The 22,222-nt window shown below is 57.7% G+C and carries 23 protein-coding genes; 9 read left to right on the top strand and 14 right to left on the bottom strand.

Annotation, left to right across the window (positions count from 1 at the left end; all coding sequences use genetic code 11):
• Positions 1-35 precede the first annotated feature (35 nt).
• The 5 genes from NUW46_RS05830 (at position 36) to NUW46_RS05810 (ending at position 5,937) form a co-directional block, all read left to right on the top strand.
• Entirely contained in the window at positions 36-809 is a 774-nt protein-coding gene (locus NUW46_RS05830) for an ABC transporter ATP-binding protein (protein WP_209398639.1), read from the top strand.
• A gap of 52 nt (positions 810-861) precedes the next feature.
• Positions 862-1,734 (top strand): ABC transporter substrate-binding protein, encoded by an 873-nt coding sequence (locus NUW46_RS05825; RefSeq protein WP_418141605.1) that lies wholly within the window; start codon positions 862-864, stop codon positions 1,732-1,734.
• Entirely contained in the window at positions 1,724-3,754 is a 2,031-nt protein-coding gene (fhuB, locus tag NUW46_RS05820; protein WP_418141604.1) for a Fe(3+)-hydroxamate ABC transporter permease FhuB, read from the top strand. Before NUW46_RS05825 ends, fhuB begins: the two co-directional genes overlap by 11 nt.
• Positions 3,741-4,562 carry a (2Fe-2S)-binding protein gene (locus NUW46_RS05815; protein WP_418141603.1) on the top strand — a complete coding sequence of 274 codons (822 nt, stop codon included), beginning with the start codon at positions 3,741-3,743 and terminating at the stop codon, positions 4,560-4,562. The genes fhuB and NUW46_RS05815 overlap by 14 nt, the downstream gene beginning before the upstream one ends.
• Positions 4,563-4,815: 253 nt before the next feature.
• On the top strand, positions 4,816-5,937 hold the full coding sequence (locus NUW46_RS05810; RefSeq protein ID WP_418141602.1) for a PQQ-dependent sugar dehydrogenase: 1,122 nt from the start codon (positions 4,816-4,818) through the stop codon (positions 5,935-5,937).
• On the opposite strand, the gene NUW46_RS05805 is transcribed toward NUW46_RS05810, so the two are convergent.
• A complete protein-coding gene (locus NUW46_RS05805) occupies positions 5,931-6,344 on the bottom strand; it encodes a GFA family protein (protein ID WP_069184169.1) in 414 nt (137 codons plus the stop codon). The genes NUW46_RS05810 and NUW46_RS05805 overlap by 7 nt on opposite strands.
• A 121-nt stretch (positions 6,345-6,465) precedes the next feature.
• Between NUW46_RS05805 and dkgB the strand changes: the two genes are divergently transcribed.
• Positions 6,466-7,275 carry a 2,5-didehydrogluconate reductase DkgB gene (gene dkgB, locus NUW46_RS05800; RefSeq protein WP_418141601.1) on the top strand — a complete coding sequence of 270 codons (810 nt, stop codon included), beginning with the start codon at positions 6,466-6,468 and terminating at the stop codon, positions 7,273-7,275.
• Here dkgB and NUW46_RS05795 read toward each other — a convergent pair.
• From NUW46_RS05795 to NUW46_RS05780, 4 genes are all read right to left on the bottom strand, one after another.
• Positions 7,244-7,921, bottom strand: coding sequence for a DUF6064 family protein (locus NUW46_RS05795; protein ID WP_418141600.1), 678 nt, complete (start codon positions 7,919-7,921; stop codon positions 7,244-7,246). The genes dkgB and NUW46_RS05795 overlap by 32 nt on opposite strands.
• Positions 7,918-8,853 carry an aldo/keto reductase gene (locus NUW46_RS05790; RefSeq protein ID WP_418141599.1) on the bottom strand — a complete coding sequence of 312 codons (936 nt, stop codon included), beginning with the start codon at positions 8,851-8,853 and terminating at the stop codon, positions 7,918-7,920. The genes NUW46_RS05795 and NUW46_RS05790 overlap by 4 nt, the downstream gene beginning before the upstream one ends.
• A 195-nt stretch (positions 8,854-9,048) precedes the next feature.
• Positions 9,049-9,819 (bottom strand): glutathione S-transferase N-terminal domain-containing protein, encoded by a 771-nt coding sequence (locus tag NUW46_RS05785; protein WP_418141598.1) that lies wholly within the window; start codon positions 9,817-9,819, stop codon positions 9,049-9,051.
• A gap of 29 nt (positions 9,820-9,848) precedes the next feature.
• Positions 9,849-10,325: a hypothetical protein gene (locus NUW46_RS05780; protein ID WP_418141597.1), complete on the bottom strand. Its 477-nt coding sequence runs from the start codon at positions 10,323-10,325 to the stop codon at positions 9,849-9,851.
• Positions 10,326-10,711: 386 nt separating this feature from the next.
• Here NUW46_RS05780 and dacB point away from each other — a divergent pair, with 386 nt between their 5' ends.
• Positions 10,712-12,217: a D-alanyl-D-alanine carboxypeptidase/D-alanyl-D-alanine-endopeptidase gene (gene dacB / locus NUW46_RS05775; RefSeq protein ID WP_418141596.1), complete on the top strand. Its 1,506-nt coding sequence runs from the start codon at positions 10,712-10,714 to the stop codon at positions 12,215-12,217.
• A 48-nt stretch (positions 12,218-12,265) separates the two neighbouring features.
• Here the strand turns inward: dacB and NUW46_RS05770 are convergent, their stop codons facing one another.
• Positions 12,266-13,681, bottom strand: a complete 1,416-nt coding sequence (locus tag NUW46_RS05770; protein ID WP_418141594.1) for a DUF4397 domain-containing protein — start codon at positions 13,679-13,681, stop codon at positions 12,266-12,268.
• A 154-nt stretch (positions 13,682-13,835) separates the two neighbouring features.
• A complete protein-coding gene (locus tag NUW46_RS05765; RefSeq protein ID WP_041645013.1) occupies positions 13,836-14,075 on the bottom strand; it encodes a DUF2798 domain-containing protein in 240 nt (79 codons plus the stop codon).
• Between the two features lie 144 nt (positions 14,076-14,219).
• Between NUW46_RS05765 and NUW46_RS05760 the strand changes: the two genes are divergently transcribed.
• Complete coding sequence (locus NUW46_RS05760) at positions 14,220-15,098, top strand: DUF6279 family lipoprotein (protein ID WP_418141593.1); 879 nt, start codon at positions 14,220-14,222, stop codon at positions 15,096-15,098.
• A gap of 70 nt (positions 15,099-15,168) precedes the next feature.
• On the opposite strand, the gene NUW46_RS05755 is transcribed toward NUW46_RS05760, so the two are convergent.
• From NUW46_RS05755 to NUW46_RS05735, 5 genes are all read right to left on the bottom strand, one after another.
• Positions 15,169-15,939, bottom strand: coding sequence for an SDR family oxidoreductase (locus NUW46_RS05755; protein ID WP_069184160.1), 771 nt, complete (start codon positions 15,937-15,939; stop codon positions 15,169-15,171).
• Positions 15,940-15,956: 17 nt separating this feature from the next.
• Positions 15,957-16,646: a histidine phosphatase family protein gene (locus tag NUW46_RS05750; protein ID WP_418141592.1), complete on the bottom strand. Its 690-nt coding sequence runs from the start codon at positions 16,644-16,646 to the stop codon at positions 15,957-15,959.
• Positions 16,646-17,710 (bottom strand): phosphotransferase family protein, encoded by a 1,065-nt coding sequence (locus NUW46_RS05745; RefSeq protein ID WP_418141591.1) that lies wholly within the window; start codon positions 17,708-17,710, stop codon positions 16,646-16,648. Before NUW46_RS05745 ends, NUW46_RS05750 begins: the two co-directional genes overlap by 1 nt.
• 51 nt (positions 17,711-17,761) lie before the next feature.
• Positions 17,762-18,580 carry an SDR family oxidoreductase gene (locus NUW46_RS05740; RefSeq protein ID WP_008176103.1) on the bottom strand — a complete coding sequence of 273 codons (819 nt, stop codon included), beginning with the start codon at positions 18,578-18,580 and terminating at the stop codon, positions 17,762-17,764.
• Positions 18,581-18,768: 188 nt separating this feature from the next.
• A complete protein-coding gene (locus NUW46_RS05735) occupies positions 18,769-19,980 on the bottom strand; it encodes an acyl-CoA dehydrogenase family protein (protein ID WP_418141590.1) in 1,212 nt (403 codons plus the stop codon).
• A gap of 154 nt (positions 19,981-20,134) precedes the next feature.
• Between NUW46_RS05735 and NUW46_RS05730 the strand changes: the two genes are divergently transcribed.
• On the top strand, positions 20,135-21,028 hold the full coding sequence (locus tag NUW46_RS05730; RefSeq protein ID WP_418141589.1) for a LysR family transcriptional regulator: 894 nt from the start codon (positions 20,135-20,137) through the stop codon (positions 21,026-21,028).
• A 3-nt stretch (positions 21,029-21,031) separates the two neighbouring features.
• Here NUW46_RS05730 and NUW46_RS05725 read toward each other — a convergent pair whose 3' ends face one another.
• Positions 21,032-21,388, bottom strand: coding sequence for a hypothetical protein (locus NUW46_RS05725; RefSeq protein ID WP_228289983.1), 357 nt, complete (start codon positions 21,386-21,388; stop codon positions 21,032-21,034).
• Positions 21,389-21,417: 29 nt separating this feature from the next.
• Positions 21,418-22,188 (bottom strand): EAL domain-containing protein, encoded by a 771-nt coding sequence (locus NUW46_RS05720; protein WP_222466278.1) that lies wholly within the window; start codon positions 22,186-22,188, stop codon positions 21,418-21,420.
• Between the last annotated feature and the right edge of the window lie 34 nt (positions 22,189-22,222).

Below are 22,222 nucleotides of genomic sequence, written 5' to 3'. Positions count from 1 at the left end.
TTATCCTGCAGGCCCTCAGAATTCCGGGAGCCTGCATGCCTGTTTTTTTTGACGTTTCCAATCTCGGTGTTCGTATTGGCGACACCACCATACTGCAAAACCTCAACCTCGGTTTCGTTGAGGGTGAGGTGACAGCCCTGCTCGGGCACAACGGCTCCGGCAAGTCTACCCTGCTCAAGGTGCTTGCCCGCCAGCTTGCGCCGGCCTCAGGTGAAGTACAGCTGCTGGGAAAATCTTTCCGGAACACAGGGGCCCGGGAGTTTGCCCGCAATGTAGGCTACCTGCCCCAGCATCCCCCGGGCACTGATGGTTTGACAGTTCGCGAGCTGGTTGCCCTGGGCCGTTACCCCTGGCGCGGGCCCCTGGGCCGCTATAACGACGAAGACCACCAACTGATTACCGGGGCTATCGACGACACCGGGCTCGGAGCCTTCCAGCATCGCTCCGTGGACACACTCTCTGGTGGTGAACGCCAGCGCGCCTGGATTGCCATGCTGCTGGCCCAGCAAACCCGATGCCTGCTTCTTGATGAGCCCATATCGGCCCTGGATGTAAAACATCAGGTTGAAACCCTGCGCCTGGTACATCGTCTTGCCGAACAAAGGGACCTCACGGTTGTCGTTGTGTTGCACGATGTGGATCTTGCCGCACGATTCTGCGACCGCCTGGTGGCCCTGAAATCCGGGCAGCTTGTGGCCGATGGCAGCCCCCGTGAAATCATGGATTCCGGCATTCTGGAATCCATTTATGGCGTACCCATGGGGGTGATGGAGCGGGCGCCCGGCCAGTGGGTGTCCTATGTTCACTAGTCGTGTCCCGGGGTTTCGATTCTGCTTCATACTTCTTGTGGGTTTGCTGCCAGTGTTTGCCAGCGCGGAGACATGGCAGCATGAGCAAGGCACGCTCAGCCTGGATAAAACCCCGCAACGTGTTATTGCCCTGAACTGGGCAGCGACAGAGGCGCTTTTGTTACTCGGGGTGACTCCAGTTGGCGTTGCCGATCGCGACGGCTACAGTGTCTGGGTCAAGGAACCGGAACTTCCCGAGGGCGTGGCCAACATCGGTACCCGGGTGGCGCCGAGCCTGGAAGCCATCGCCGAACTCAAGCCAGACCTGATCGTCACCAGCTCCGAAATGGCACCCGCCGCTAACCTCCTTGAACGCATTGCGCCAACCTACGTTGTCAGTGTTTACAAAAAAGGCTCCAACCCCTACGAAAAAGCCCGCGATATGCTCACCACTCTGGGTGACATGCTGGACCGAGAGGAACGCGCCGCAGCTGTTCTCAACGACATAGACCGGACTCTGCAGTCTCAGCGCCGTCGTCTTGAGAATGCCAACCTCACCGAGCGGCCGGTGGCGCTGGTGAATTTCCTGGACGACCGCCATGTTCGCGTTTATGCGCCAAACGGTCTTTATCAGAGTGCCCTCGACGCCCTTGGTCTTGAAAACGCCTGGTCCCAGCCCGGTAATTATTGGGGTTTCTCGGTCGCTGGGCTTGAGGCGCTCGCGCCCTATCAGGACACCCGGATTGTTGTCATTGCTCCGACCCTGCCCGGGTTGTCCGACACCCTGGCAGACAGCCCTTTCTGGACCTATCTGCCACCTGTTCAACGCGACCAGGTGTACCAGATCGATCCTGTCTGGCCGTTCGGAGGCGTCTTCCCCGTCAAGCGGCTGGCGACGTTACTGGCCGACAGCCTGATAGCAGGAGGTTCAGACAATGTACGCTGAATCCGCAAACAGCCCTGTCGGTCGCCCCTCCCTGCCAGCAAGGTTACCGGTGGCTGCGGCGCTGATCTGGTTTGGCGCCTTTCTCGCGAGCGCTGTACCCTGGTTTGACCAGCTCAGTGCCGCCGATCTGATCGCCGCCTTCTGGACGTTCGAAGCCAATGATTACGCTTCGGTACTCGCCCACTATAGCTGGGCACCGCGGGTCGCCATGGCCGTCCTGATTGGTTGTGGCCTTGGCCTTGCGGGCGCGGTTACCCAGCAGATCCTGGGCAACCCCCTGGCCTCACCCACAACGCTGGGTGTCGAAGCCGGTGGTCAGTTCGGCATAACGGTCGCGACCCTGTTCTTCCCCGGCTTGCTGGCTCTTAGCCCGGATCTGGCGGCAGTCTCCGGTGGCTTTCTGGCCATCGGGCTGGTTATCGCACTCACCTGGCGCCTGGGCTTTTCACCAGTCACCGTGATCCTGGCCGGTCTTGTTGTCACCTTTTTCCTGGGCGCAGTAAACATGGCGTTCCTGCTGCTCAAGGGAGAGTGGCTAGGAAACCTGTTTATCTGGGGCGCCGGTTCCCTGGTCCAGAACAACTGGCAACCGTTCACGGATCTCTGGCCCCGGGTGCTGGTGCTGGGTGTATTCATGATTCTGTTGATGCGCCCGCTTCAGGTTATGCAACTGGGGCAAACCTCCGCCCGCTCCCTTGGCGCCAAGGTTGGCCTGATCCGCGTCCTGGCCCTGTTTCTGGTTGTAATGATGAGTGCCACTGTGGTGAGCCGGGTCGGCGTCGTGGCGTTTATCGGTCTTGCGGCACCGGTACTGGCGAGACTGCTGGGGGCCCGCACCCTGCCTGAACGGCTTATCTGGAGCAGTGTTCTGGGCGCGGGTCTACTGTTGCTGGCCGATACCCTCGCCCACTGGGCATCCACCTGGGGTGACGGGTCTCTGGTGCCAACCGGCACCACCACCGCCCTGATCGGCGGGCCGATCATTCTGCTGGCTCTGCAAGGCTTGAAGAATACCCATCATATGCCCGGGCAGGACGACAGCCCCGCCGGCTTCCTGCCGAAGCGACGTTCCAGCCTTGTGATCGGTGGGGCCTTAGCCATGCTCCTTCTGATCACCATCTGCATCTCCATGGCCTGGTCCCCCGGGCTGACCGAGTGGAGCTGGACTCCGATCACCCAGTGGCACGAGGCCTGGGTCTGGCGCGGCCCCAGGCTCATGGCTGCAATTCTTGCTGGCATGGCCCTCGGCCTTGCTGGAACATTGATCCAGCGCATGACAGGCAACCCCATGGCCAGCCCGGAACTGCTGGGCATCAGCGGCGGCGCGGCGGTGGTCATGGTCATGATTGTCCTGTTCGGCGCCGACGTCGGCCGGGGCGGACAGCTGGGTGCAGCCACCCTCGGCGCTGGAGCGGCTTTGGGTTTACTGATCTTGCTGGCCCGCAAGCACCGATTTGCCGGTAACCAGCTTTTACTTGGCGGGCTCGCTCTGTATGTCTTTATGGACGCTGGCCTTCGCCTGGTGATGGCTTCCGGTGGCACCGTGGCCTCGCAGCTTCTCAACTGGATGTACGGTTCCACCTGGCTGGTCTCGGAAGCCGAGGCTCTCGGCCTGTTGGCGCTCATCGTGTTGATCTCGGCCAGCCTGCTGGTGATTATCCGGCCTCTGAGCATTCTTCCCCTGGGAGAGACATCGGCCAGCTCACTGGGTTTGCCGGTGACAAAAGTGCGTCTGCTTTTACTTCTGTTGGCCGCATTACTGACTGCGTCGGCAACGGTCGTGATCGGCCCGCTGAGTTTCGTGGGCCTCATAGCTCCTCACCTCGCCCGGGTACTGGGCCAGCAGACCGTTGGACGGCAGCTCGTTGTCGCAGCCCTTGCCGGTGGCCTGTTGCTGGGAGTAGCCGACTACCTGTCACGAATTGTGGTTTACCCAAACCAGCTTCCGGCGGGGCTTCTGGCAGCCCTGGTCGGCGGCCTGTACTTCCTCTGGGGGTTGAGTCGCCATGGCAGAGCCTGACCACAACTCCGGGATCGGCCCATGGGCCCGGCTTTACAACCACCTTCTGAGCCAGTCAGAACTGAACAGGGAATTGGTCCTGAATGAGGCGCTGAGACCTGCCGAAGACGAGCGCAGCAGCGTATTGTCTTTGGCCCAGTGCCTGGAGCAACCGTCGCTACTACTTGACCAGGTTGGCACCGACTATCCGGACAACACCGGCACCCGGGCCGCACGTGCGTTGGTTTCTGTGCTGCAGCAGGATCTGGCGCTCAGCGTAATTGCGCCGCTGACCCTCAGACTGTTCCGCGATGGCCAGACGCCTTTGCCGGACGCCAAACGAATCTTCCTGTCCCCCATGGACCAACAGTCGCAAACAACGTCCCGGTGGTTTCAGGTGCCTGGCGGGGAAATGGCTGGTGAGAGGACTTTCGTCCAGTCGGTAGGAGAAATAACCGCACAATGGTACCCGGTTTTCAGACGCCAGCTGGGCGTCAGCCCTGGCGCTTACTGGAGCAGCATCGGATTGGGATTGGGAGCACCTTTTTCAGCCGTGTGGAACCTGGCAGAGCCCCATGCGCTCTGCCAATTGGCGCAGGGCTGGCTGGAGCAGTTTCAGAACGATGCGAACCGGTTTATCGACTGGATTCCGGCCGTGTTCGGTGAGCAGGCCACGGCAATCCCCCAGCGCAGAGGGTGTTGCCTGAAATATCTCTTGCCGGAAGGCGGTTATTGCGGCACCTGCGGCGTGCATCGTAAGGAACGACTGGCCACACTCATGCCCCAAGAGCGGTCGACAAAGCCAGCCCAATGGCCGCAAGGCCAATAAGCACACCTGCGCCTGCCGCCAACTTCAAACCCTCAATCATTTCCTGTTCGGGTGCCATTCCCTTTTCTCCCGCTCTGAACTGAACCAACTCTATGCAACTTTAATGCGAATAATTGTTATTTGCAATACTGGATCAATGATCCGTAATTGACCCGGCGCCCTATACATTCTCTGTCTGGGGTATGCCTCGGCGACGCCGGCTTCAACTGCTACTCTGAATGTTCTGATGACACCGTTAAAAACGGAGGCTCCAATGGGTATTCTCAAGCACCTTCTCCTGACCGGCACCCTGTTACTGGTCGCTGTCTCGAGCCAGGCAAATCAGACCTTCTCCTCAGATAGAGCGGATTTTCGCCTCGAAACCGTGGCACAGAACCTGGAACACCCCTGGAGCCTGGCATTTTTACCGGATGGCGCCATGCTGGTCACAGAACGGGAAGGTCGGCTGCGGATGATCCGGAACGGTTCGTTGGTGGAGGCGCCCATCAGTGGCGTACCGGAGCTCGTTGTATCCGGGCAGGGAGGATTGCTGGACATTATTCTGCATCCGGACTTCAAGCAGAATCAGGTGCTGTTCCTGAGCTACGCCCACAGAAACCGGGAGGGTATGACTACCCGGGTAGCTCGCGCGCGTTTGAGTGGTGATCGCCTCAGCGACGTCGAAGTGATTTTTGAAGCCCTGCCTCGCTCCAACGGCGGCCGCCACTTCGCCGGCCGGATGGAGTTCGACCGGGAGGGTAACCTGTACGTGGCGGTTGGCGACCGTGGCGACATGGATCGCGCCCAGGACAACGCAGACGATGCCGGAGGCGTTCACCGGATTACGACCGACGGCACTCCTGCTCCCGGCAATCCGTTCCTCGGCACCGCCGGCGTCAACGACACCTTTTACACAACCGGCAACCGAAATATCCAGGGCATGACTATCCATCAGGAAACGGGCGAGATCTGGAGCCACGAGCATGGTCCTAGGGGTGGTGACGAAATCAATATTATCCGTGCCGGAACGGACTATGGCTGGCCAACAATCACCTACGGCATCGACTACTCTGGCCTGCCCATCACCAGTAAAACCAGCCAGGAAGGCACGGCCCAGCCACTGCATTACTGGGACCCATCCATCGCGCCCTCAGGCATGGCGTTCTATACCGGGAATCTGTTCCCGGAATGGCAGGGGGATCTGTTCGTCGGGGCGCTAAAAATGCGCAAGCTGGTTCGCCTGCGCATTCAGGACGGCAAAGTGACCGAAGAGGAAGATCTTTTGACCGATCTCGGCGAACGGATCCGCGATGTGCGCATGGGCCCGGACGGCGCCCTCTGGCTACTCACGGATTCACCAAGAGGAAAGGTTTACCGGATGGTTCCGGTTCAGTGAGGGTCGTTGGTTCTTTCAGTCTTTTCGAACTGCGGGAGTTGGTCGGTTATCTCGAACCAGTCCGACTTTGAGCCAACAAAAACATGCTGGGAAGGCCCTTTTTCCAAAGGCTCGTTGATGCAACCGACTCTCAGCCTGAGGATCCCGGGAATCGCATCAACACGGCTATAAAGTTGGCTGCCACAGCGACTGCAGAATCCCCGGTATTTGCCCGGGCGTGATTCGAACTCGGTAATTCTGTCTTCCCCGGATACGAACCGGAACCGCACCTTTTGTACCGGTGCGCTGGCGGAAAACGCGCTGCCATGTGCACGCCGGCACTGACTGCAATGGCACAGGGCAACCGGGCCGAGCGGGCCATCATACTGAAAACTGATATCGCCACACAGGCAACGACCGGTGTACATCGTCCGGGCCTCAATGCTTCGGTTCACGGGTTAATTCACGGGCGATGATACCCGCGAGCCACTTGAAGAACCAGTGTGCCGGCACCACTTTAGAAACACACGATTCGCTAAGGAGGACACTATGTCATTCAGCGCACTTCCGAAAATCGGCATGGGAACGTTCCGTCTAAAAGGCAATGATGCCCGAGAGGCCGTCAAGAGTGCCCTGTCTCTGGGCTACCGTCATATCGATACCGCCCAGATGTACGAGAACGAAGCGGAAGTTGGTGACGGCATCACCTCCAGCGGCATTCCGCGCCGGGAAATTTTCCTGACCACCAAGATCTGGCATGACCAGCTGCACGCCAGCGACCTGATCAACAGCCTCCACGACAGTCTCGCAAGGCTGAAAACCGACCATGTAGATCTGGCGTTGATTCACTGGCCATCACCCGGCGACGAAGTACCGATGGAAGAATATCTCGGTGCCCTGAGAGACGCCCAACGCGAGGGTCTTGCAGAGCACATCGGCATTTCCAACTTTACCTGTGCCCAGATGGATGAGGCGAAAAAGATTCTGGGCGACACGCCCATTTTCACCAACCAGGTTGAGGTGCACCCCTTCCTGGCCAACCGCACAGTTGTGGAGCATGCGCAGAAGCTAGGTATCACTGTGACAGGCTACATGCCTCTGGCCGTTGGTAAAGTGATGGAAGATGAAACCCTGCAGCGAATCGCCCGTGAAAGAAATCTTACCCCCGCCCAAGTAGCAATCGCCTGGGTGGCCTCCAGGGGCGTTGTACCCATCCCCTCCTCCACACGTCCGGCTCACCAAAAGGCCAACCTGGAAGCTCTGGACATTCAGTTAAGCGAGGAAGAGATCCGAGCCATTGATGCGCTCGATCGCAACGAGCGAATTGCTAATCCTGACTTCGCGCCGGCCTGGGACTGAGCCAGAAGCCGGCTCCAACCAGCAGCAGCGTAGCCAGCGGGGCGATCAGCAACCACCAGGTTTGCAGCACCCATAACATGGCTGCGCTGAACAGACTCCACAGCACCAGCAGCGGCGGGTAAAGCCAACGCCAGGGACCTGTTACCAGCGCAACGACCAGGGCTCCTGCCGCAGCGGTGGTGCCGGGAGCGATGCCGAAGAGCGCGACCGACTGCCACTGACCGGAATCCGCCACCGCGAGGAAGGGCAATCCACAAACGGCAACCAGCCAGAGTACGACAAATTGCCTGATCGGAAGCCGGCCCTTATGGACACCACCGCAAAACAGGGCGGCCCCGAGTAATGCGCCCTGAGCGACAAAAGCCCAACCAAACCACGTCGCCGGCCAGTTAATGGGGCCGAAATAGCCCACCAGAAACCCGTAACCACTGGTTACCCAGGCAATTGCCATCAGCCCAACGGCCAAACGCCTTGCCGCGTCCCCCTGCCGCAGAAGCAGCGCAGGAATACCGATAGCAGCAACCACCGCCAGCAATTGCCAGGGCCAGAGATCTTGGTTGATCCGGACAAACAACCGCAGAAACACCTGCGGTCCGAACATCACGAAATCCTGCAGCGAGTAGCTCAGCCAGTCCGCGCCACTCACATAGACCTCACATAATCCGCCATCCGCTGGCGCAGATCGTCATCCGGCAATTTGCCGTACAGCGCACCCATGTTCTCTTTCATATGCTCAACTTTGCTCGTGGCCGGAATGGCACAGGTCACGGCCGGATGGGAAATAATGTACTTGAGGAAAAACTCCGCCCAGTTATTGACGCCGGCCTCCCCGGCCCAATCCGGCAGCGGCTTTGACTGGAACCTGCGGAACAGCGAACCACCCTGGAAAGGCCGGTTAACGATCACCCCGATACCCCGCTCCCGGGCCAGCGGCAGCAACCGGTCCTCAACATCCCGATCCAGAACGTTGTAGGTCAACTGCACAAAATCCAGCGGCTCCCGCTCCATGATCTGCGCGAACTCCCGATGCCGGCGACCATGAGACGTAGTGATACCGATATACCGGACCTCACCGTTGGCTTTCATTTCCTTGAGGGTTTCAAGATGCCCCTGCCAGCCCAACAGATTGTGGACCTGTAACAGATCGAACTGATCAACACCCCAGCGCCTGCTCGAACGGGCTGCCTCCGACCGGGTTTCTGATTCATCGCCGGTCCAGATCTTGGTGGCCGCAAAAATCCGGTCGTGGGCGTCCAGAGAATCCAGCGCCTCACCCATAACATCCGCGGCACTGCCATACATCGGCGAACCGTCCACAACGGTTCCGCCCAGATCGAAGAAGGTTTTGAGGACTCTGGTGCGCTGCGCGACCAGTTGCTCGTCACCACCAACGTTAAAGGTAATCCAGGTGCCCATGCCGATCGCCGGGATGCTTTCGTTCGCTCCCGGGATCCGGCGGGTAATCGGAGATGAAGTGGGAATTCCCGATGCATTTGCAAACAACATCGGGGACTTGAGAGCAATTCCCGCAAGGCCGGAAGTGATAAGAAACTTCCTTCGAGTAATCCAATTCGCCATATCAGCTCTCCCACTGACATAAATTGCAGTGCGAATAGCACAAAGCGCAAACAGCCCGGGTGGGTCATCCCTTCGCCAGACCGTGGAGGGCCATGGATGGCCCGACCGAGCCTACATGGAAGTATTTACGGCGTGTCTGGAGAAGGGATGACCCACCCGGGCGGCAGCTACATGGCTGACAGTCTTACAAACAAGTCAGTTCCCGTACTCACGATCCAGATACTTAAGAATCCGGGCAGATTCGAATAAGCCTTCGCCAGTATTGGGGTCTTCAAGATAGGGCACCTGAACCCGCTTGTGCACCTGGAAAAACGCATCCCGCTTGCCACCGGGAATCGGCGTATAGGGCCCTGGCTTGATACGCTGTTTCGCCGGCCCGATTTCCGTCCAGTGCTCCTTCCCCAGGTTGTGCAAGGTATAGGGAATTTCCAGCTCACAAAGCCGTTCCCGCACCAAACGCGAGAACGGACTGCCCTCAAAACTCCACAGGTGTAATGGCTGCTCAGGCCGTTTGCCCGGGCTCACCCGAAGCCCCCGCATGGCACTGGTCACAGAAGCCACCGAACCCAGAACCGGCTGCCAGACCCGGCCACGATAGTAGGATGGCACCGACCGACCAGCATACTGCCGGAACAGATACTCGATGATTCCCTCGGATTCATACATGACCGTGCCCGTGTTCTGGTCCGCCAGCAACGGAAACTGCTGCCGACCTCCAAGTGCCTCCGCCTGGGCCCGGAAAACCGAACCACCTTTCGGACAGGGCCGGATTTCCACATCCAGATTCAGTGCAGTCAGGGCTTCGCGAACGCGGCGACAGTACGGACAGCCTTCCATATCGTAGAGCACGATCGGTTTTTCTGGCTGCGGAACATTTTTGACCACCAGGCATCCGCGCCAGGCGGTAAGCGACGATGTGGCGACAGAGCCCAGCACGTGGACGTTGTGAGACAACATTTTCGACATAAACAAACCTTCTGTTGGAGACCACGCCATTATGACGCAATCTGACGATTTTCCATTGGCTCCCGGGTACCCATGATGTGATCGAACCAGGGCCTGGTCACACACCAGTTGGCGTTGGGGTTCGGTCCCATATGGTGGTCATAGTGCCAGGGCAGGTTCTCCCGCGCCCAATCTGGATCCAGATGTGAGCGCTTATGTACCCGGTAGTAATTCCAGGCGCTGTAGTAGAGCGTGCCGACAAAGAATGGAGCTAAAGGCAGTAGCGGAGTGACTGCTGCTGCCCCGGCAACCAGGGCAGCCACTTCCTTGGTCTGGGCGTTCCAGGTCAAGGGCGGATGACGGTAATCGTGATCAAGGAAGCCATTTCGGCGCACATTGCGGTGATGATCGTGCCAATGAAACGACCAGAAACTCTCCCTGTTTCGGCCCAGTTCATGAAGAACGTGTTTATGGAATACCCATTCCACAGCATTGGCGGTCAAAAGACCTAGTGGAATACCAATCATGGTGCCCTCCTTTTGTTGTTATCGGAACACTTGGTTACACACTCTCTAGGAAACGCCCTTTTGGATGCGGATTCCATGACTGAACTGCCGGAAAAAGCACCCATAAATCTGAACGCAAGGTCATTGACAATCCGGGGGTTAATTTTTGTCCACCTAACCCCATGATTCTCAAGGGCACTTACATCGCGTCACAAAACTTCAATACAAACAACGACACTACTGCCATTTTTTAACGTCATGTAGAGCTTTTCTGCATAGTACAAACCGCCAGGATGGGCTATTGTGGAAGTATAAGAACTCATTGGATGGTGACCATGGTAATCCCGGGTATGCGACGCTCTGGCTCTTCAAGAGCCGAAAAACTGTGTCCTCGATTCAGACGCCCCATGCTGGCCCCCCTTGTGGCTCTTTCTGTGATCGCGGCTGCCCCTATCGCCTTTGCCGAGAGCGACGCCACCGGTTTCTCCGGGAATCGCCTCTGGACCAATGAGCTGAAAGATTACGCGGCTCAGTCCCTGCAGAATGAAGATGCCATGAGTATGGCGGCCATTCCGCTGAATGGCCCCGGAATAAATCAGTACATCAATGCTGATGCCCTGATGAGCCCCGGCTCCATCATGAAGCTGGTAACCACCTTTGCTGCACTGGAGGTACTCGGCCCCAATCACCACTGGGATACCGATTTCCTGACCGATGGAGTGATGGCGGGCGACACCCTTGAAGGTAATCTCTACGTCCGCTTTGGCGGCGACCCCAAGCTCACCATCGAACGGCTCTGGACAACGCTGAGCGAGCTGCGCAGCATGGGGATTAACAGAATCGAGGGCGACCTGGTTCTTGATGGCAGTTACTTTGAAGTCGATGGTGGTTTTCCCGCGTTTGAAGACAACGGCGACAACCCCCACGCGCCATTTCTGGTAGAACCTTCTGCTTACCTGACAAACCTGAACCTGATGCACTTCCAGGTGCGCGCCGATGAGCGCGGCACCCAGGCATGGAGCACGCCGTCTCTGGGCGAGGTCGTCATCGATAATCGCGTAGTGGCCACTGCCGAAGGACCCTGCCCGTCCCGAAGAAACTTCGAATGGGAACCCATTATTCATGAAGACCATCGGGTGACTGTTCGGGTTACCGGTGAACTTCCTCAAGGCTGCCGGAGCACCACCTACCTGTCGCTGCTGCCCCATGAGCAGTACAGCGCCTCGTTGATCCGTTCTTTGCTGGCCGACCTGGGAGTGGTTATTTCGGGCGGAGACATCAATGGCGTCACTCCAGAAGACGCACGGCTGGTCATGAAAACCACCTCGCCGGATCTGGTCACCATGGTGAGGGATATCAACAAGTGGAGCAGTAACGTGATGGCGCGCCAGCTGCTCCTTACCATTGGCGCCGAGAACCGCCTGGAAGACGAGAACGACGACCGGGTTGCCGGCATTCGGGTGATCTATGAGTGGCTCGAAGACAAAGGCATCAACACCGCAGGTATGGTCATCGACAACGGTGCCGGCCTCACCCGGCACGGCCGCATTACCGCCCGCCAGGGCGCACAGATTCTCCAGCACGCCTGGAATAGCGCTTACTCGGCAGACCTTATGGCCTCCATGCCCATCATCGCGATGGATGGAACCATGGCACGCCGCCTGCGCAATACCGGCATGGATGGCGAGGGCCGTATCAAGACCGGCTACCTGGAAAACGTGAGATCAATCGCAGGCTTCACGCGGGATGCCAATGACACCACCTGGGCCGTGGTGGGAATGGTGAATAACGATCCGGCCTGGAATGGTCAGGCGGTGCTGGACCGGATTCTGTATTCGCTGCATTTCCGGCCGCCAACAGGGACTGCGATTTCCCATGCCCCTTCCGGCACATCTGAAACCAGTATTCAATAAAAAGCCCCGGCCGTGGCCGGGGCTCATTCAAAGCCCTAACAACAAATTTTACTGGGGCTCCCCAACGAAGTCATCGAACAGAATAAGCCCCAACGCTTGCAGCGCCGGATCTGCATTATCAGGATCCGCATCCCGCGCAACCACCGTGTAGACGCCACCTGCATTCAGCTCAACACCTTCGGCGGTGATCGCCGGTGTGCCTGTGCCTGTTGGCGCGATGTAGACGTTATAGGTGCCATCCGCGATCGGCAGGTAATCTGTTACCGCTTTGAAGGGCACGTCTGCCAGAGCCGGATCAGCGTTACCGATACCGTCCTGAGTGCCCGGCACCAGATAGATGTCGACATTGCCGGCAGCAGTAGACGCGTGAACAATTCTCAAAGAGGCCTGGGTCGCGATGCTGCGAACAGTATCCTCTGCGACGAGCGCTTCGATGTTTTCCAACTGTCCGACCGCAAGAACGCTGTAGCCCTGGCCGTTGACGAGTGGCAGTGTTTCGTCAATGACAACCTGGCCACCGCTGAGACCGGTTCCAGCGGCAGCAACCCGAACTCGGGTATCGCCCGCCGGCAAAGCAGCATAACCATCGAGGAAGGCGAACGGAGAAACACCGCCGAACGGAATGTCAGAGAGGGCCGCCGGACCTGTTTCTCCAACAAAAACATCAACGTTGGGTGCGTTGGAAGAGGCATGCACAACGCGCACGCCAGCGTCCTGGCCTGCATCGAAAATTTCGGCAACATTACTGCCGTTCAGCACGACCAAGCTGATAGGGCTTGCATCGCCATTGGCGCCAGTATTGTCAACGGCGCCGACCAGAAGATCAGAACCTGCTGGCAAGCCGATTTGGCCACTATCAAAGACAACAGTATCGGAGCCTGCAGGGGTAACCCGAATCTGATAGTCGTTTGAGGCAGGAAGCTCCAACGGGCCTACACTCTCCTTGAAGGAGAAGCTGAAGGTAGCTTCGGCGGGAAGCGGGTCGCCTGAAGCCGTGACATAAACATCGACAGGACCAGCGGCGGCGGTCTGGGCCTCAGGCGACAGATGGACAACTCGCAAACGCGCACTATCAGCATCTTCACGGGCGCCATCATCGGTCAGAATCAGCGGCTCAATGGTCTCGTCACCTACTTTTCCGACTGCAATTACGTCATAGCTGGTATCGGAACGCAGCGAAACCCCATCGGCAGAAATCACTGTCACCGTTTCACCGCCCGGCAGCAATCCATCGACAGCGATATCAGCGAGACCGGCACTCGGCGCCAGAACCGCGGCCTGCTTGTAATCCGCTCCCGGAACGACGACATCACCATTCACAAGAACATTAACCGCAGGTGCATCCGAAGACGCATGCAGGATTCGGACACTGGTGGTTGCCGGATCATCGTCGTCATCCAGCCAACACCCGGACAGCGCGACACTGCCCGCCAAAACCATCGGTAAAGCGTATTTTGTCTTCATTTTTCACACTCCCCACTTTTGAGGTTGTTTACCAGGATTTGAGTGGTTCGAACCTGCACAATTTCCGTCCATGAATCGTGCGTCACTGCATTTACGGGGAGTCAGAAAGAACGGATTTGCAACTTTTAACATTTAAGCTTACAGATGTACGCAATTAATCGAACCTGCGCATGGTGAACTCAGTCATCTTCCCGGCAAGCGGCGCGATGAAAGTCACGAGCGGAAAAGCAACGGCCCAGGCAACGAGAAAAGCGGGCCCCCACCGGTAGTGGAATTCACCGTCGATGCCCGTGTTGATGAAGGTGATCACCCCGGACATCAGCAGCGACATAATTCCGGACATGTAAAAACCGAAAATCAGCTGGCGTAGACGTGAAAGTCTCATTTTACTCATGACTTCTCCTGAACAATGCTCCAAGGATCCCCGGAACAGCATCTGAAAGGGGTGATATGACGTACACTGTTGTCACTCAAACCTGAAATGATAGTGAGCTTGCAATCTTTTTTCGATAAGCCTTTTTACCAAGACAGGTGGGCCATGGATACTGCCAAACACGGGGCACCCGGCTTTTCCAAACCGTTTGTCCTAATTCTGGTACTGGCGTTTGCTCTGGTTGGCTGCAGTTCAACCAAGCTCGCTTATCGATACGCGGACTGGGGCATCGTGTGGTGGGTAGAAGACTACGTGACACTGACGGCCGACCAGAAACAGCAGCTCAACAGCGATATTGAGCAACTACGCCAATGGCATTGCAGTGCCGAGTTGCCCCGCTACCAGGCATGGCTGGATGAGCTTGAGTCGGACGTAGCCAGTAGCCCGCCCGATCAGGCCACTGTCGAATACCACCAACAACGGCTTTTCGGTTTCTTCCCCAGTCTTTTGGAGCGGGCAACACCGGTAGCGGCAAATCTGCTTTCAAGCCTGAGCGACAAGCAGGTCAACGAGTTGGCGGAAAACATGGCTCGGAGTCAGCGGGAAATGGAAGAGGAGTTTCTGGCCGATTCCCCGGAAGCGACTGCCGAAGCCCGGGCCGAAAGGACAGCAGAGCGGGTTGAGCGTTGGTTGGGGGATCTGAACAACAAGCAGCGCGACATCGTGCGGCAATGGTCTGCCAACCGGGGCGCCCAGACTGAAATCTGGCTGCAGGGCCGCAGGAACTGGCAACTGGCCTTACTTGAGGCACTTGAAAGAAGAAAAGAGCCGACGTTTGAGGCGGAACTGGAATACCTGATTCTCAATTCCGAGGAAGTGCGGGGCGAGGATTACAAAGCCATGATGGCAGAGAGTCGGGTGGCCATGGCCTCGCTGATGCATGACCTGATAACGGCAGGTGACGCTGCAACGCTTGCCCACCTGCAGAACCGGGCGGTAGAGCTCAACAGTGACTTTGCAGCGCTTACCTGCTCGCCAGCCTGAACGTTCAGGTTGATCGAAACGAGGTCAGATGAAAGCAATCATCCGACCCCGCCTCAACTTCAGATAAGCTTCAGACTGTCAGGTAACCACCATCCGCATTAATGCAGGCGCCAGTGGTATAGCTCGACGCATCAGACACCAGATAAAGCACGGTACCGGCCATCTCGCTTGGGTCTGCCACACGCTTCATGGGAATATGAGCCATGGCCTGCTTCTTGATCGCCTCATTGGTAGTGAGGGCGCTGGCGAACTTGGTATCGGTCAGCCCCGGCAGCAGTGCATTAACCCGGATCTTCTGCTGCCCCAGCTCCATGGCAAAGGATTTGGTCATGGAGATCACGGCAGCCTTGGTGACCGAGTAAATTCCCTGGTAGTGCCCCGGATTAACCCCGTTCACGGATGCAACATTCACGATGGAACCGCCACCGGCTTTCTTCATCATCTGGGCGCCCCGGGCACACATGAAGAAATAGCCCCGGATATTCACATCCACGGTTTTGTTGAAGGCACCCAGATCGGTATCTTCAACCGGCCCGAAGTAGGGATTGGCGGCTGCGTTGTTTACCAGAATGTCCAGTTTGCCATGGGTCTGCTCAATGTGGGCCCAGATGCTGTCGATCTGATCCATCTCACCAATGTGGCAGGCGTAAGCTTCGGCGCTGCCGCCGGCATCCCGGATGCTGCTGGCCACGGCCTCGCAGCCATCGATCTTGCGGCTGCTGACGATGACGTGCGCGCCGTACTCGGCCAGGGTCCGGGCAATGCTTTCGCCGATGCCGCGGCTGGCGCCGGTAATCAGGGCAACCTTGCCGGTCAGATCAAACAGGTTCTTGCTGCTCATTCGTTCACCTCGATTCACTATCGGAATGTCACCAGGGCGGGGTCATCCGCTTCCAGGTGGCTGTAGTTGTTAAAAACGGCCAGGCTGCGCCGGGGGCCTGAATACAGGACCCGCGAAACGCTGGTATTCGCGATCCCCTCATTCAGGGCGAGTGCCCGGGCATCGTCCAGCCCAAGCAGATACTGGGCAATCACGGAAATCGGTCCGCCAGAGGTGGCCACCAACACGTCACCGCCATCAGCGTACTCAATCATCTCCTCGAACGCTGCCAGAACCCGGGCCTTGAAGTCAGGCCAACTTTCCTCGTACTCATGATCAAATTCGCCCGAGGCCCATCGACGCACCGCATGCACAAAGGCCTCCTGAAACGCTTTGGCCGGCTTCGGGAATGCCTTGAGATCCCGAGCCATGACCGCACGGTCACTCCACTCCGGGCGGTATCGGGCCACCACTGTGGTATGGTCGAACTCGTTGAAACCCGGAGCTACCTGCATATCCGGCAGTGCACTGCCGTAGCCGGTGGCGATGGCCTCCACCGTTTCCCGGTGGCGCTCCAGATCGCCCCCGAAAATCGCGGCCGGGTCCACTTTGCCAGCCATCCAGCGGCCAAGCACCCTGCCCTGCTCCCAGCCGGTGGGAGACAGCTGGTCGTAGTTCTCCTTGCCAAAACTGGCCTGGCCGTGGCGAACCAGATAAATCGTCGCCATTACAGGGTGCTCTCCGCAATCAGTCGCTGGCAGCGCTTCTCAAGATAATTGGCTGCATGGCCAAAGGCAGCGAACCGCTTGTCTTTGGTCTGGCCATGATAGAACCGGTAATAGATCTGCTGGATAATCACCGCGAGCCGGAACAAGCCGTAGATCTCATAGAAGTCGAAGTTGTCGACCTTGAAGCCGGATTTCTCCATGTAATACTCCACCACTTCCTTGCGGGTGAGCATGCCCGGGCGATGGGTCGGCTGCCGGCGCAGCATCTGGAACGGGCCTTCATCATCGGCTTCGATCCAGTAGGCGAGACTGTTACCCAGATCCATCAGCGGATCGCCGATGGTGGCCATCTCCCAGTCCAGCACGCCGATCACCTCGAACGGGTTGTCCGGATTCAGCACCACGTTGTCGAAGCGGAAATCGTTGTGGATCACCACCTGGGCAATGTCTTCGGGCATCTTGTCGTTGAGCCAGCCCATGACCTGCTCAAAGTCGCCCACATCGTCGGTGCGGGCCTTGCGGAAGCGGTCACTCCAGCCGCCAATCTGGCGTTGCACATAACCCTCGCCTTTGCCCAGCTTGTCCAGGCCTGCGGCTTTGGCATCAACCCGGTGAAGATCCACCAGCTTGTCGATCACATTCAGGCAAAGCTTGTGGGTATCGGCTTCACTGAGCTCGAAATCCTTCGGAAAGTCCTGGCGCAGGATAATGCCCTTCAACCGCTCCATCACGTAGAAATCGCAACCCAGCACGTCGTGATCATCGCAGATGGCAATGATATTGGGCACATAGGGATAGACCGGCTTGAGCGCCCGCATAACCTTCGCCTCACGCAGCATGTCGTGGGCGGACTTGGCGATCTTGCCGAACGGGGGCCGGCGCAGAACATAGGAGCGATCACCGTAATCCACCTGGTAGGTCAGATTGGAGGCGCCACCCGGGTATTGACGAATCTCCGGCTCGCCTTGCAGGTCCGGAATCGCCGCTTTCATGAACCGGTCTACCGCGCCGGCGTCCAGTTCCTCACCTTCCCGGATGTCCACGGCCTGGTCGATCTGGGTCATTCAGGACTCTCCTTTTGAATCTTCACTTTGAGACAGTTAAAAACGGCGCCATCAGGCCTTGCTGCCACCCATCTTGCTCATCCAGCGCTTGCTTTCCTGGTGCATCAGCCAGTCAAACGCCTTGGGCGCATGGCGCTTGAGCATCCACATGCGACGCTCCTTGGCGTGGGGCAGCACCCAGAAGCTCTTGTTGTTCACCGAACGGAAAATATCCTCGGCCACATCCTCGGCGGTTACCGTGGAGCGCTTCATCAGCTTGTTCACGTTCTGCTGAATGCCGGGAATATCTGAACGCATGCTGCTGGTCAGATTGGTCTGGAAAAACGCCGGGCACACGCAGCTCACATGAATACCGGCATCCCGAAGCTCCTGGCTGAGTGTCTCGGACAGGGCGATCACGCCAGCCTTGGTCACATTGTAGCTATCCATCAATGGCGCGAGCATCAACCCTGCCATCGAAGCCACATTTACAAAGGCCCCGGAGCCCTGCTGCTTGAACTGCGGTGTAAACGCCTTACAGCCGCGAACGACGCCGAGCACGTTGATATCGAGAATCCACTCCCAGTCCGCCATGGTGGTGTCCTCGATGGAACCGGCCGAGGCCACGCCGGCGTTGTTCACAACCACATCGACGCCACCCCATTTCTTCACCAGATCATCCCGAACCTTCTCAAAGTCCGTCAGCCGTCGAACATCACACTCAACGAAGTAGCCCTCGCCCCCGGCGGCGTTGATCTCTTTCTCAACACCAACGCCCTGCTCCGGATTGATGTCGCCAATGCAGACTTTCGCGCCTTCTTTGGCATAACGCAGCGCGATGGCGCGGCCAAGTCCGCTCGCGCCGCCCGTGATGAATACTCTTTGTGTCATCAATGCTTCCCCGCTGTTATCTTGCTAAAAACTGAAACCAACTCCGAAGTACGACGGATTTGGCGGAAGGGTGTTTCTGAAACTGTGCGGAGCCATGGATGGCGGAGCCCAAGCGTCACAGGGACGTGCCGCAAGGAGCGTGTTTCAGAAACACCCTTCCGCCAAATCCAGCCTCCTGATTCAGATTCTCAATTTTTATATTTACGGAGCTCCAGACGGGCCACCATAGCCCGATGCACCTCGTCGGGCCCATCGGCCAACCGAAGAACCCGAGCATAGGCAAACAATTGCGTCAGCGGGAAGTCGTCATCACTGACCCCGGCCCCACCATGAATCTGAATGGCCTGATCGACAATGGTCTGCAGCATGGACGGAATTACGGCCTTGATCATGGAGACTTCCTGAAGCGCCCCCATGATGCCCTTGGTATCCAGTGCCCAGGCACATTTCAGTGTCAGCAGGCGGGCCTGCTCAATGGCCATCCGCGCGTTGGCGATGATGTCCGGATTGCCGCCCAGCTTGGCGATGGGCTTGCCGAAGGCCTCACGGGTGGTTGCACGCTTGATCAGAATCTCTAGGGTGCGCTCCGCTGCGCCGATGGCCCGCATGCAATGGTGAACTCGTCCCGGCCCAAGGCGACCCTGGGCGATCTCGAACCCGCGGCCCGGACCGGCAATGAAAGCGCTCTTGGGCAACCGGACGTTGTCGAACAGCACCTCGCCATGGCCATAGGGCTCATCGTATTCACCGAATACCGGCAGCATGCGCTCGATCTTGACGCCCGGGGTGTTCAGCGGCACCAGCACCATGGAGTGGCGACGGTGCTTGTGGGCATCCGGATCCGTCAGCCCCATGAAGATGGCAACCTTGCAATCAGGGTGCCCGATGCCGGTACTCCACCATTTGCGACCGTTCAAAACCACTTCGTCGCCTTCAATAACGGCGGTGGCTTCCATATTGGTGGCATCGGAGGAGGCTACCGCCGGCTCGGTCATGCAGAAGGCGGAGCGAATCTCACCACTGAGCAAACGCGGCAACCACTCGGCTTTCTGCTCCTCAGAGCCGTAGTGGATCAGTACTTCCATATTGCCCGTATCCGGCGCGTTGCAGTTGAAGATCTCCGGCGCAATAAAGCTGCGCCCGGTTTCCTCGGCAATCAGGGCGTAGTCGGAGTTCAGCAGGCCGCAGCCGTATTTGTCGTCCGGAAAGAACATGTTCCAGAGGCCCTCGGCTTTGGCCTTTTCCTTCAGCTCCCGGATGATCGGAAGCACCACCCAGCGGTTATCCAGGGAGGCAAGCTCCTTGTGGTACTGCTCTTCAATGGGAAAAATCTCATCCTTCATGAAATGCTTCACGCGGTTGAGATAATCCTGGCCTCTCTCGGAAATATTGAAATCCATCGCCGTATCCTCGCTGACTGTTGCGCCGTGGTATGCACGGAAAATCACATTAGGGCCAGTCTAGAGGATCACCAAACTATTACGCGACTGAATTTTTCTTATCATTTATTATTAACCATACTTATTCAAAACGAATCGTAAACGGACTCCACCCATGGCCCTCAATCGCCTTGATCTGAACCTGTTGCACGTGTTCGATACCATTTACCGGGAAGGCAGCCTGACCCGCGCGGCCAGGGCGCTGCATCTGACCCAGCCGGCCGTCAGCCATTCACTCTCCCGGCTTCGGGACCATTTTGATGATCAATTGTTTACCCGCCAGGGCAATCAGATGGTGCCAACTCCCCTGGCACGGCGGTTCCTGGAATCCATGCGCCCCGGCCTCACCCAGATTCAGGGCGCGGTAAACCAGTTTCACGCCTTTGATCCGGCCACCCAGCGTAAAACCTATTCGCTCGGATTGCGGGACATTCTCGAATCCACTTTCCTGCCCCGCCTGATGAACCGTCTGGATGCCTACCCGGAACTGGAGATTGTCAGCCAGCGGATCGCGCGGCGCGACATGGAGACGCAACTGGCTGCAGGCAAACTGGACTTTGCCGTGGATGTGCTGCTGCCGGTGAGCAATCAGACATCTCACGAACTGTTGCGGCGCGACCGACTGGTGGTTCTGGCCCGGGAGGGGCATCCACTGGCAGACGGCACTCTGGATATGGAAGGGTACCTGTCCGCAAAACACGTACTGGTGTCGTCACGGACTGAAGGACCCGGCATTGAAGACTTCGAGCTATCAAGGCTGGGAGTTCAACGGAGCATACGACTACGCTGCCAGCATTACTACGCTGCTTGCAGAGTGGTGGAGGAAACCGATCTGCTGCTGACCATGCCAGAGGCCTATGCCCGAATCATCGCCGAACGGGCCAACATCAGGATTATGGATCCGCCAGCAGACCTGCCGTCCATCGATGTTCACCTTTATTGGCACAAGGCTTATGAGAGGGAACCAGCGCTGATCTGGTTCCGGGAGCAATTGAAGGCTATCAGTTAAGACTCAGTAAGCCCCCACAAGCATCAGGAAACCGAAAAAACCGATAGCCGTGATGCCCAGGGAGGCCACTACGATCCCAAGCCCCCACCAGACCGCAGCACCATCGGATATATCCACACCATGGCCCCGGAGGGTTCGGTAGAAAGCCCAGGGGCCAAGGACAAACGCGCCAACCACCGCGAAAACCAGCCCCACGCTGATACCGGCGAAGGTCCAGGTAGCCAGAACCATGGCCCGGTCTTTTACCTGGTCAGTAACACCATGATGCTCGAGAAATTTCTTGCAGAAAAACCAGATAAGGGCGAACAGGATGATGACGAAAACCAGTCCGCCCACCACGGTAATCATTCTGTATAGCAAGATATCCTTCCTGTCAGTTCAAAGGCGGTTTATGTGGGGAAGTCGGGCTCCGGAAGGCACTCGAAACCCGGCTTGGCAAACAGGTAGCCCTGATAGAGACTGATACCCTGAGAGCGCAACCAGAAATACTCCTCCTTGGTTTCGACACCCTCCGCGATTATCTGACCGCCAAGCTGCGTCATCATTGTAATGATTCCAGCCACCACCGCCTGTTTGTTGGGTTCGGTATGGATATTACGAACCAGCGCCATATCCAGTTTAAGGAGATTGGGCGGGCTCGCCATCATAATGTTGTAGCGCGAAAAGCCAGCGCCAAAGTCATCAATGGCGGTACTGAACCCCATTTCCTGGTAAGCCTCGATGATGGACACAAGGTGTTCGACCGAGGTTGAGTTAAGCGCCTCGTCCTCGGTCAGCTCGAAAATGATTTTACGGGTATCGAAATCGTAGGTCTTGGCCGCTGCCAGGGTTGTACGAATACAGTATTCGGCCCGGTAGACGGCATTCGGCATAAAATTGATGCTGAGCATCGTGTCCATGCCCAGCCTGGCGGCCAGCTTTACCGCCTTCACCCGGCATACCTGGTCAAACGCGTAGCGATTGTGCTCATTTACCTTGGAGAGAACGCTCATTGCGCCCTCGCCTTCCGTGCCCCTCACCAGGGCTTCATAGGCAAAAACCGATTTGTTGATAACGTCGACTATTGGCTGAAATGCGAAGCTGAAGGAAAAATCCAGTCCTGCTCCACAGGCACATTGCTCACAATGAGACTCATCAAAAAGTACGGCGGGCTGGTTCACTTCAACTCCTGACTGCAGTTCTGGCGGTTTTACT

The organism is Marinobacter sp. MA, assembly GCF_048298425.1.
Taxonomy (GTDB): domain Bacteria; phylum Pseudomonadota; class Gammaproteobacteria; order Pseudomonadales; family Oleiphilaceae; genus Marinobacter; species Marinobacter salsuginis.
This window is presented reverse-complemented; position numbering and strand designations above follow the sequence as displayed.

Excerpts from the sequence above, each read along its gene's own strand:
- NUW46_RS05830 (WP_209398639.1), top strand. The coding sequence starts at position 36 with ATGCCTGTTTTTTTTGACGTTTCCAATCTCGGTGTTCGTATTGGCGAC.
- fhuB (WP_418141604.1), top strand. The coding sequence starts at position 1,724 with ATGTACGCTGAATCCGCAAACAGCCCTGTCGGTCGCCCCTCCCTGCCA.
- NUW46_RS05815 (WP_418141603.1), top strand. The coding sequence starts at position 3,741 with ATGGCAGAGCCTGACCACAACTCCGGGATCGGCCCATGGGCCCGGCTT.
- NUW46_RS05810 (WP_418141602.1), top strand. The coding sequence starts at position 4,816 with ATGGGTATTCTCAAGCACCTTCTCCTGACCGGCACCCTGTTACTGGTC.
- NUW46_RS05805 (WP_069184169.1), bottom strand. The coding sequence starts at position 6,344 with ATGTACACCGGTCGTTGCCTGTGTGGCGATATCAGTTTTCAGTATGAT.
- dkgB (WP_418141601.1), top strand. The coding sequence starts at position 6,466 with ATGTCATTCAGCGCACTTCCGAAAATCGGCATGGGAACGTTCCGTCTA.
- NUW46_RS05790 (WP_418141599.1), bottom strand. The coding sequence starts at position 8,853 with ATGGCGAATTGGATTACTCGAAGGAAGTTTCTTATCACTTCCGGCCTT.
- NUW46_RS05785 (WP_418141598.1), bottom strand. The coding sequence starts at position 9,819 with ATGTCGAAAATGTTGTCTCACAACGTCCACGTGCTGGGCTCTGTCGCC.
- NUW46_RS05780 (WP_418141597.1), bottom strand. The coding sequence starts at position 10,325 with ATGATTGGTATTCCACTAGGTCTTTTGACCGCCAATGCTGTGGAATGG.
- dacB (WP_418141596.1), top strand. The coding sequence starts at position 10,712 with ATGCTGGCCCCCCTTGTGGCTCTTTCTGTGATCGCGGCTGCCCCTATC.
- NUW46_RS05770 (WP_418141594.1), bottom strand. The coding sequence starts at position 13,681 with ATGAAGACAAAATACGCTTTACCGATGGTTTTGGCGGGCAGTGTCGCG.
- NUW46_RS05765 (WP_041645013.1), bottom strand. The coding sequence starts at position 14,075 with ATGAGTAAAATGAGACTTTCACGTCTACGCCAGCTGATTTTCGGTTTT.
- NUW46_RS05760 (WP_418141593.1), top strand. The coding sequence starts at position 14,220 with ATGGATACTGCCAAACACGGGGCACCCGGCTTTTCCAAACCGTTTGTC.
- NUW46_RS05755 (WP_069184160.1), bottom strand. The coding sequence starts at position 15,939 with ATGAGCAGCAAGAACCTGTTTGATCTGACCGGCAAGGTTGCCCTGATT.
- NUW46_RS05750 (WP_418141592.1), bottom strand. The coding sequence starts at position 16,646 with ATGGCGACGATTTATCTGGTTCGCCACGGCCAGGCCAGTTTTGGCAAG.
- NUW46_RS05745 (WP_418141591.1), bottom strand. The coding sequence starts at position 17,710 with ATGACCCAGATCGACCAGGCCGTGGACATCCGGGAAGGTGAGGAACTG.
- NUW46_RS05740 (WP_008176103.1), bottom strand. The coding sequence starts at position 18,580 with ATGACACAAAGAGTATTCATCACGGGCGGCGCGAGCGGACTTGGCCGC.
- NUW46_RS05735 (WP_418141590.1), bottom strand. The coding sequence starts at position 19,980 with ATGGATTTCAATATTTCCGAGAGAGGCCAGGATTATCTCAACCGCGTG.
- NUW46_RS05730 (WP_418141589.1), top strand. The coding sequence starts at position 20,135 with ATGGCCCTCAATCGCCTTGATCTGAACCTGTTGCACGTGTTCGATACC.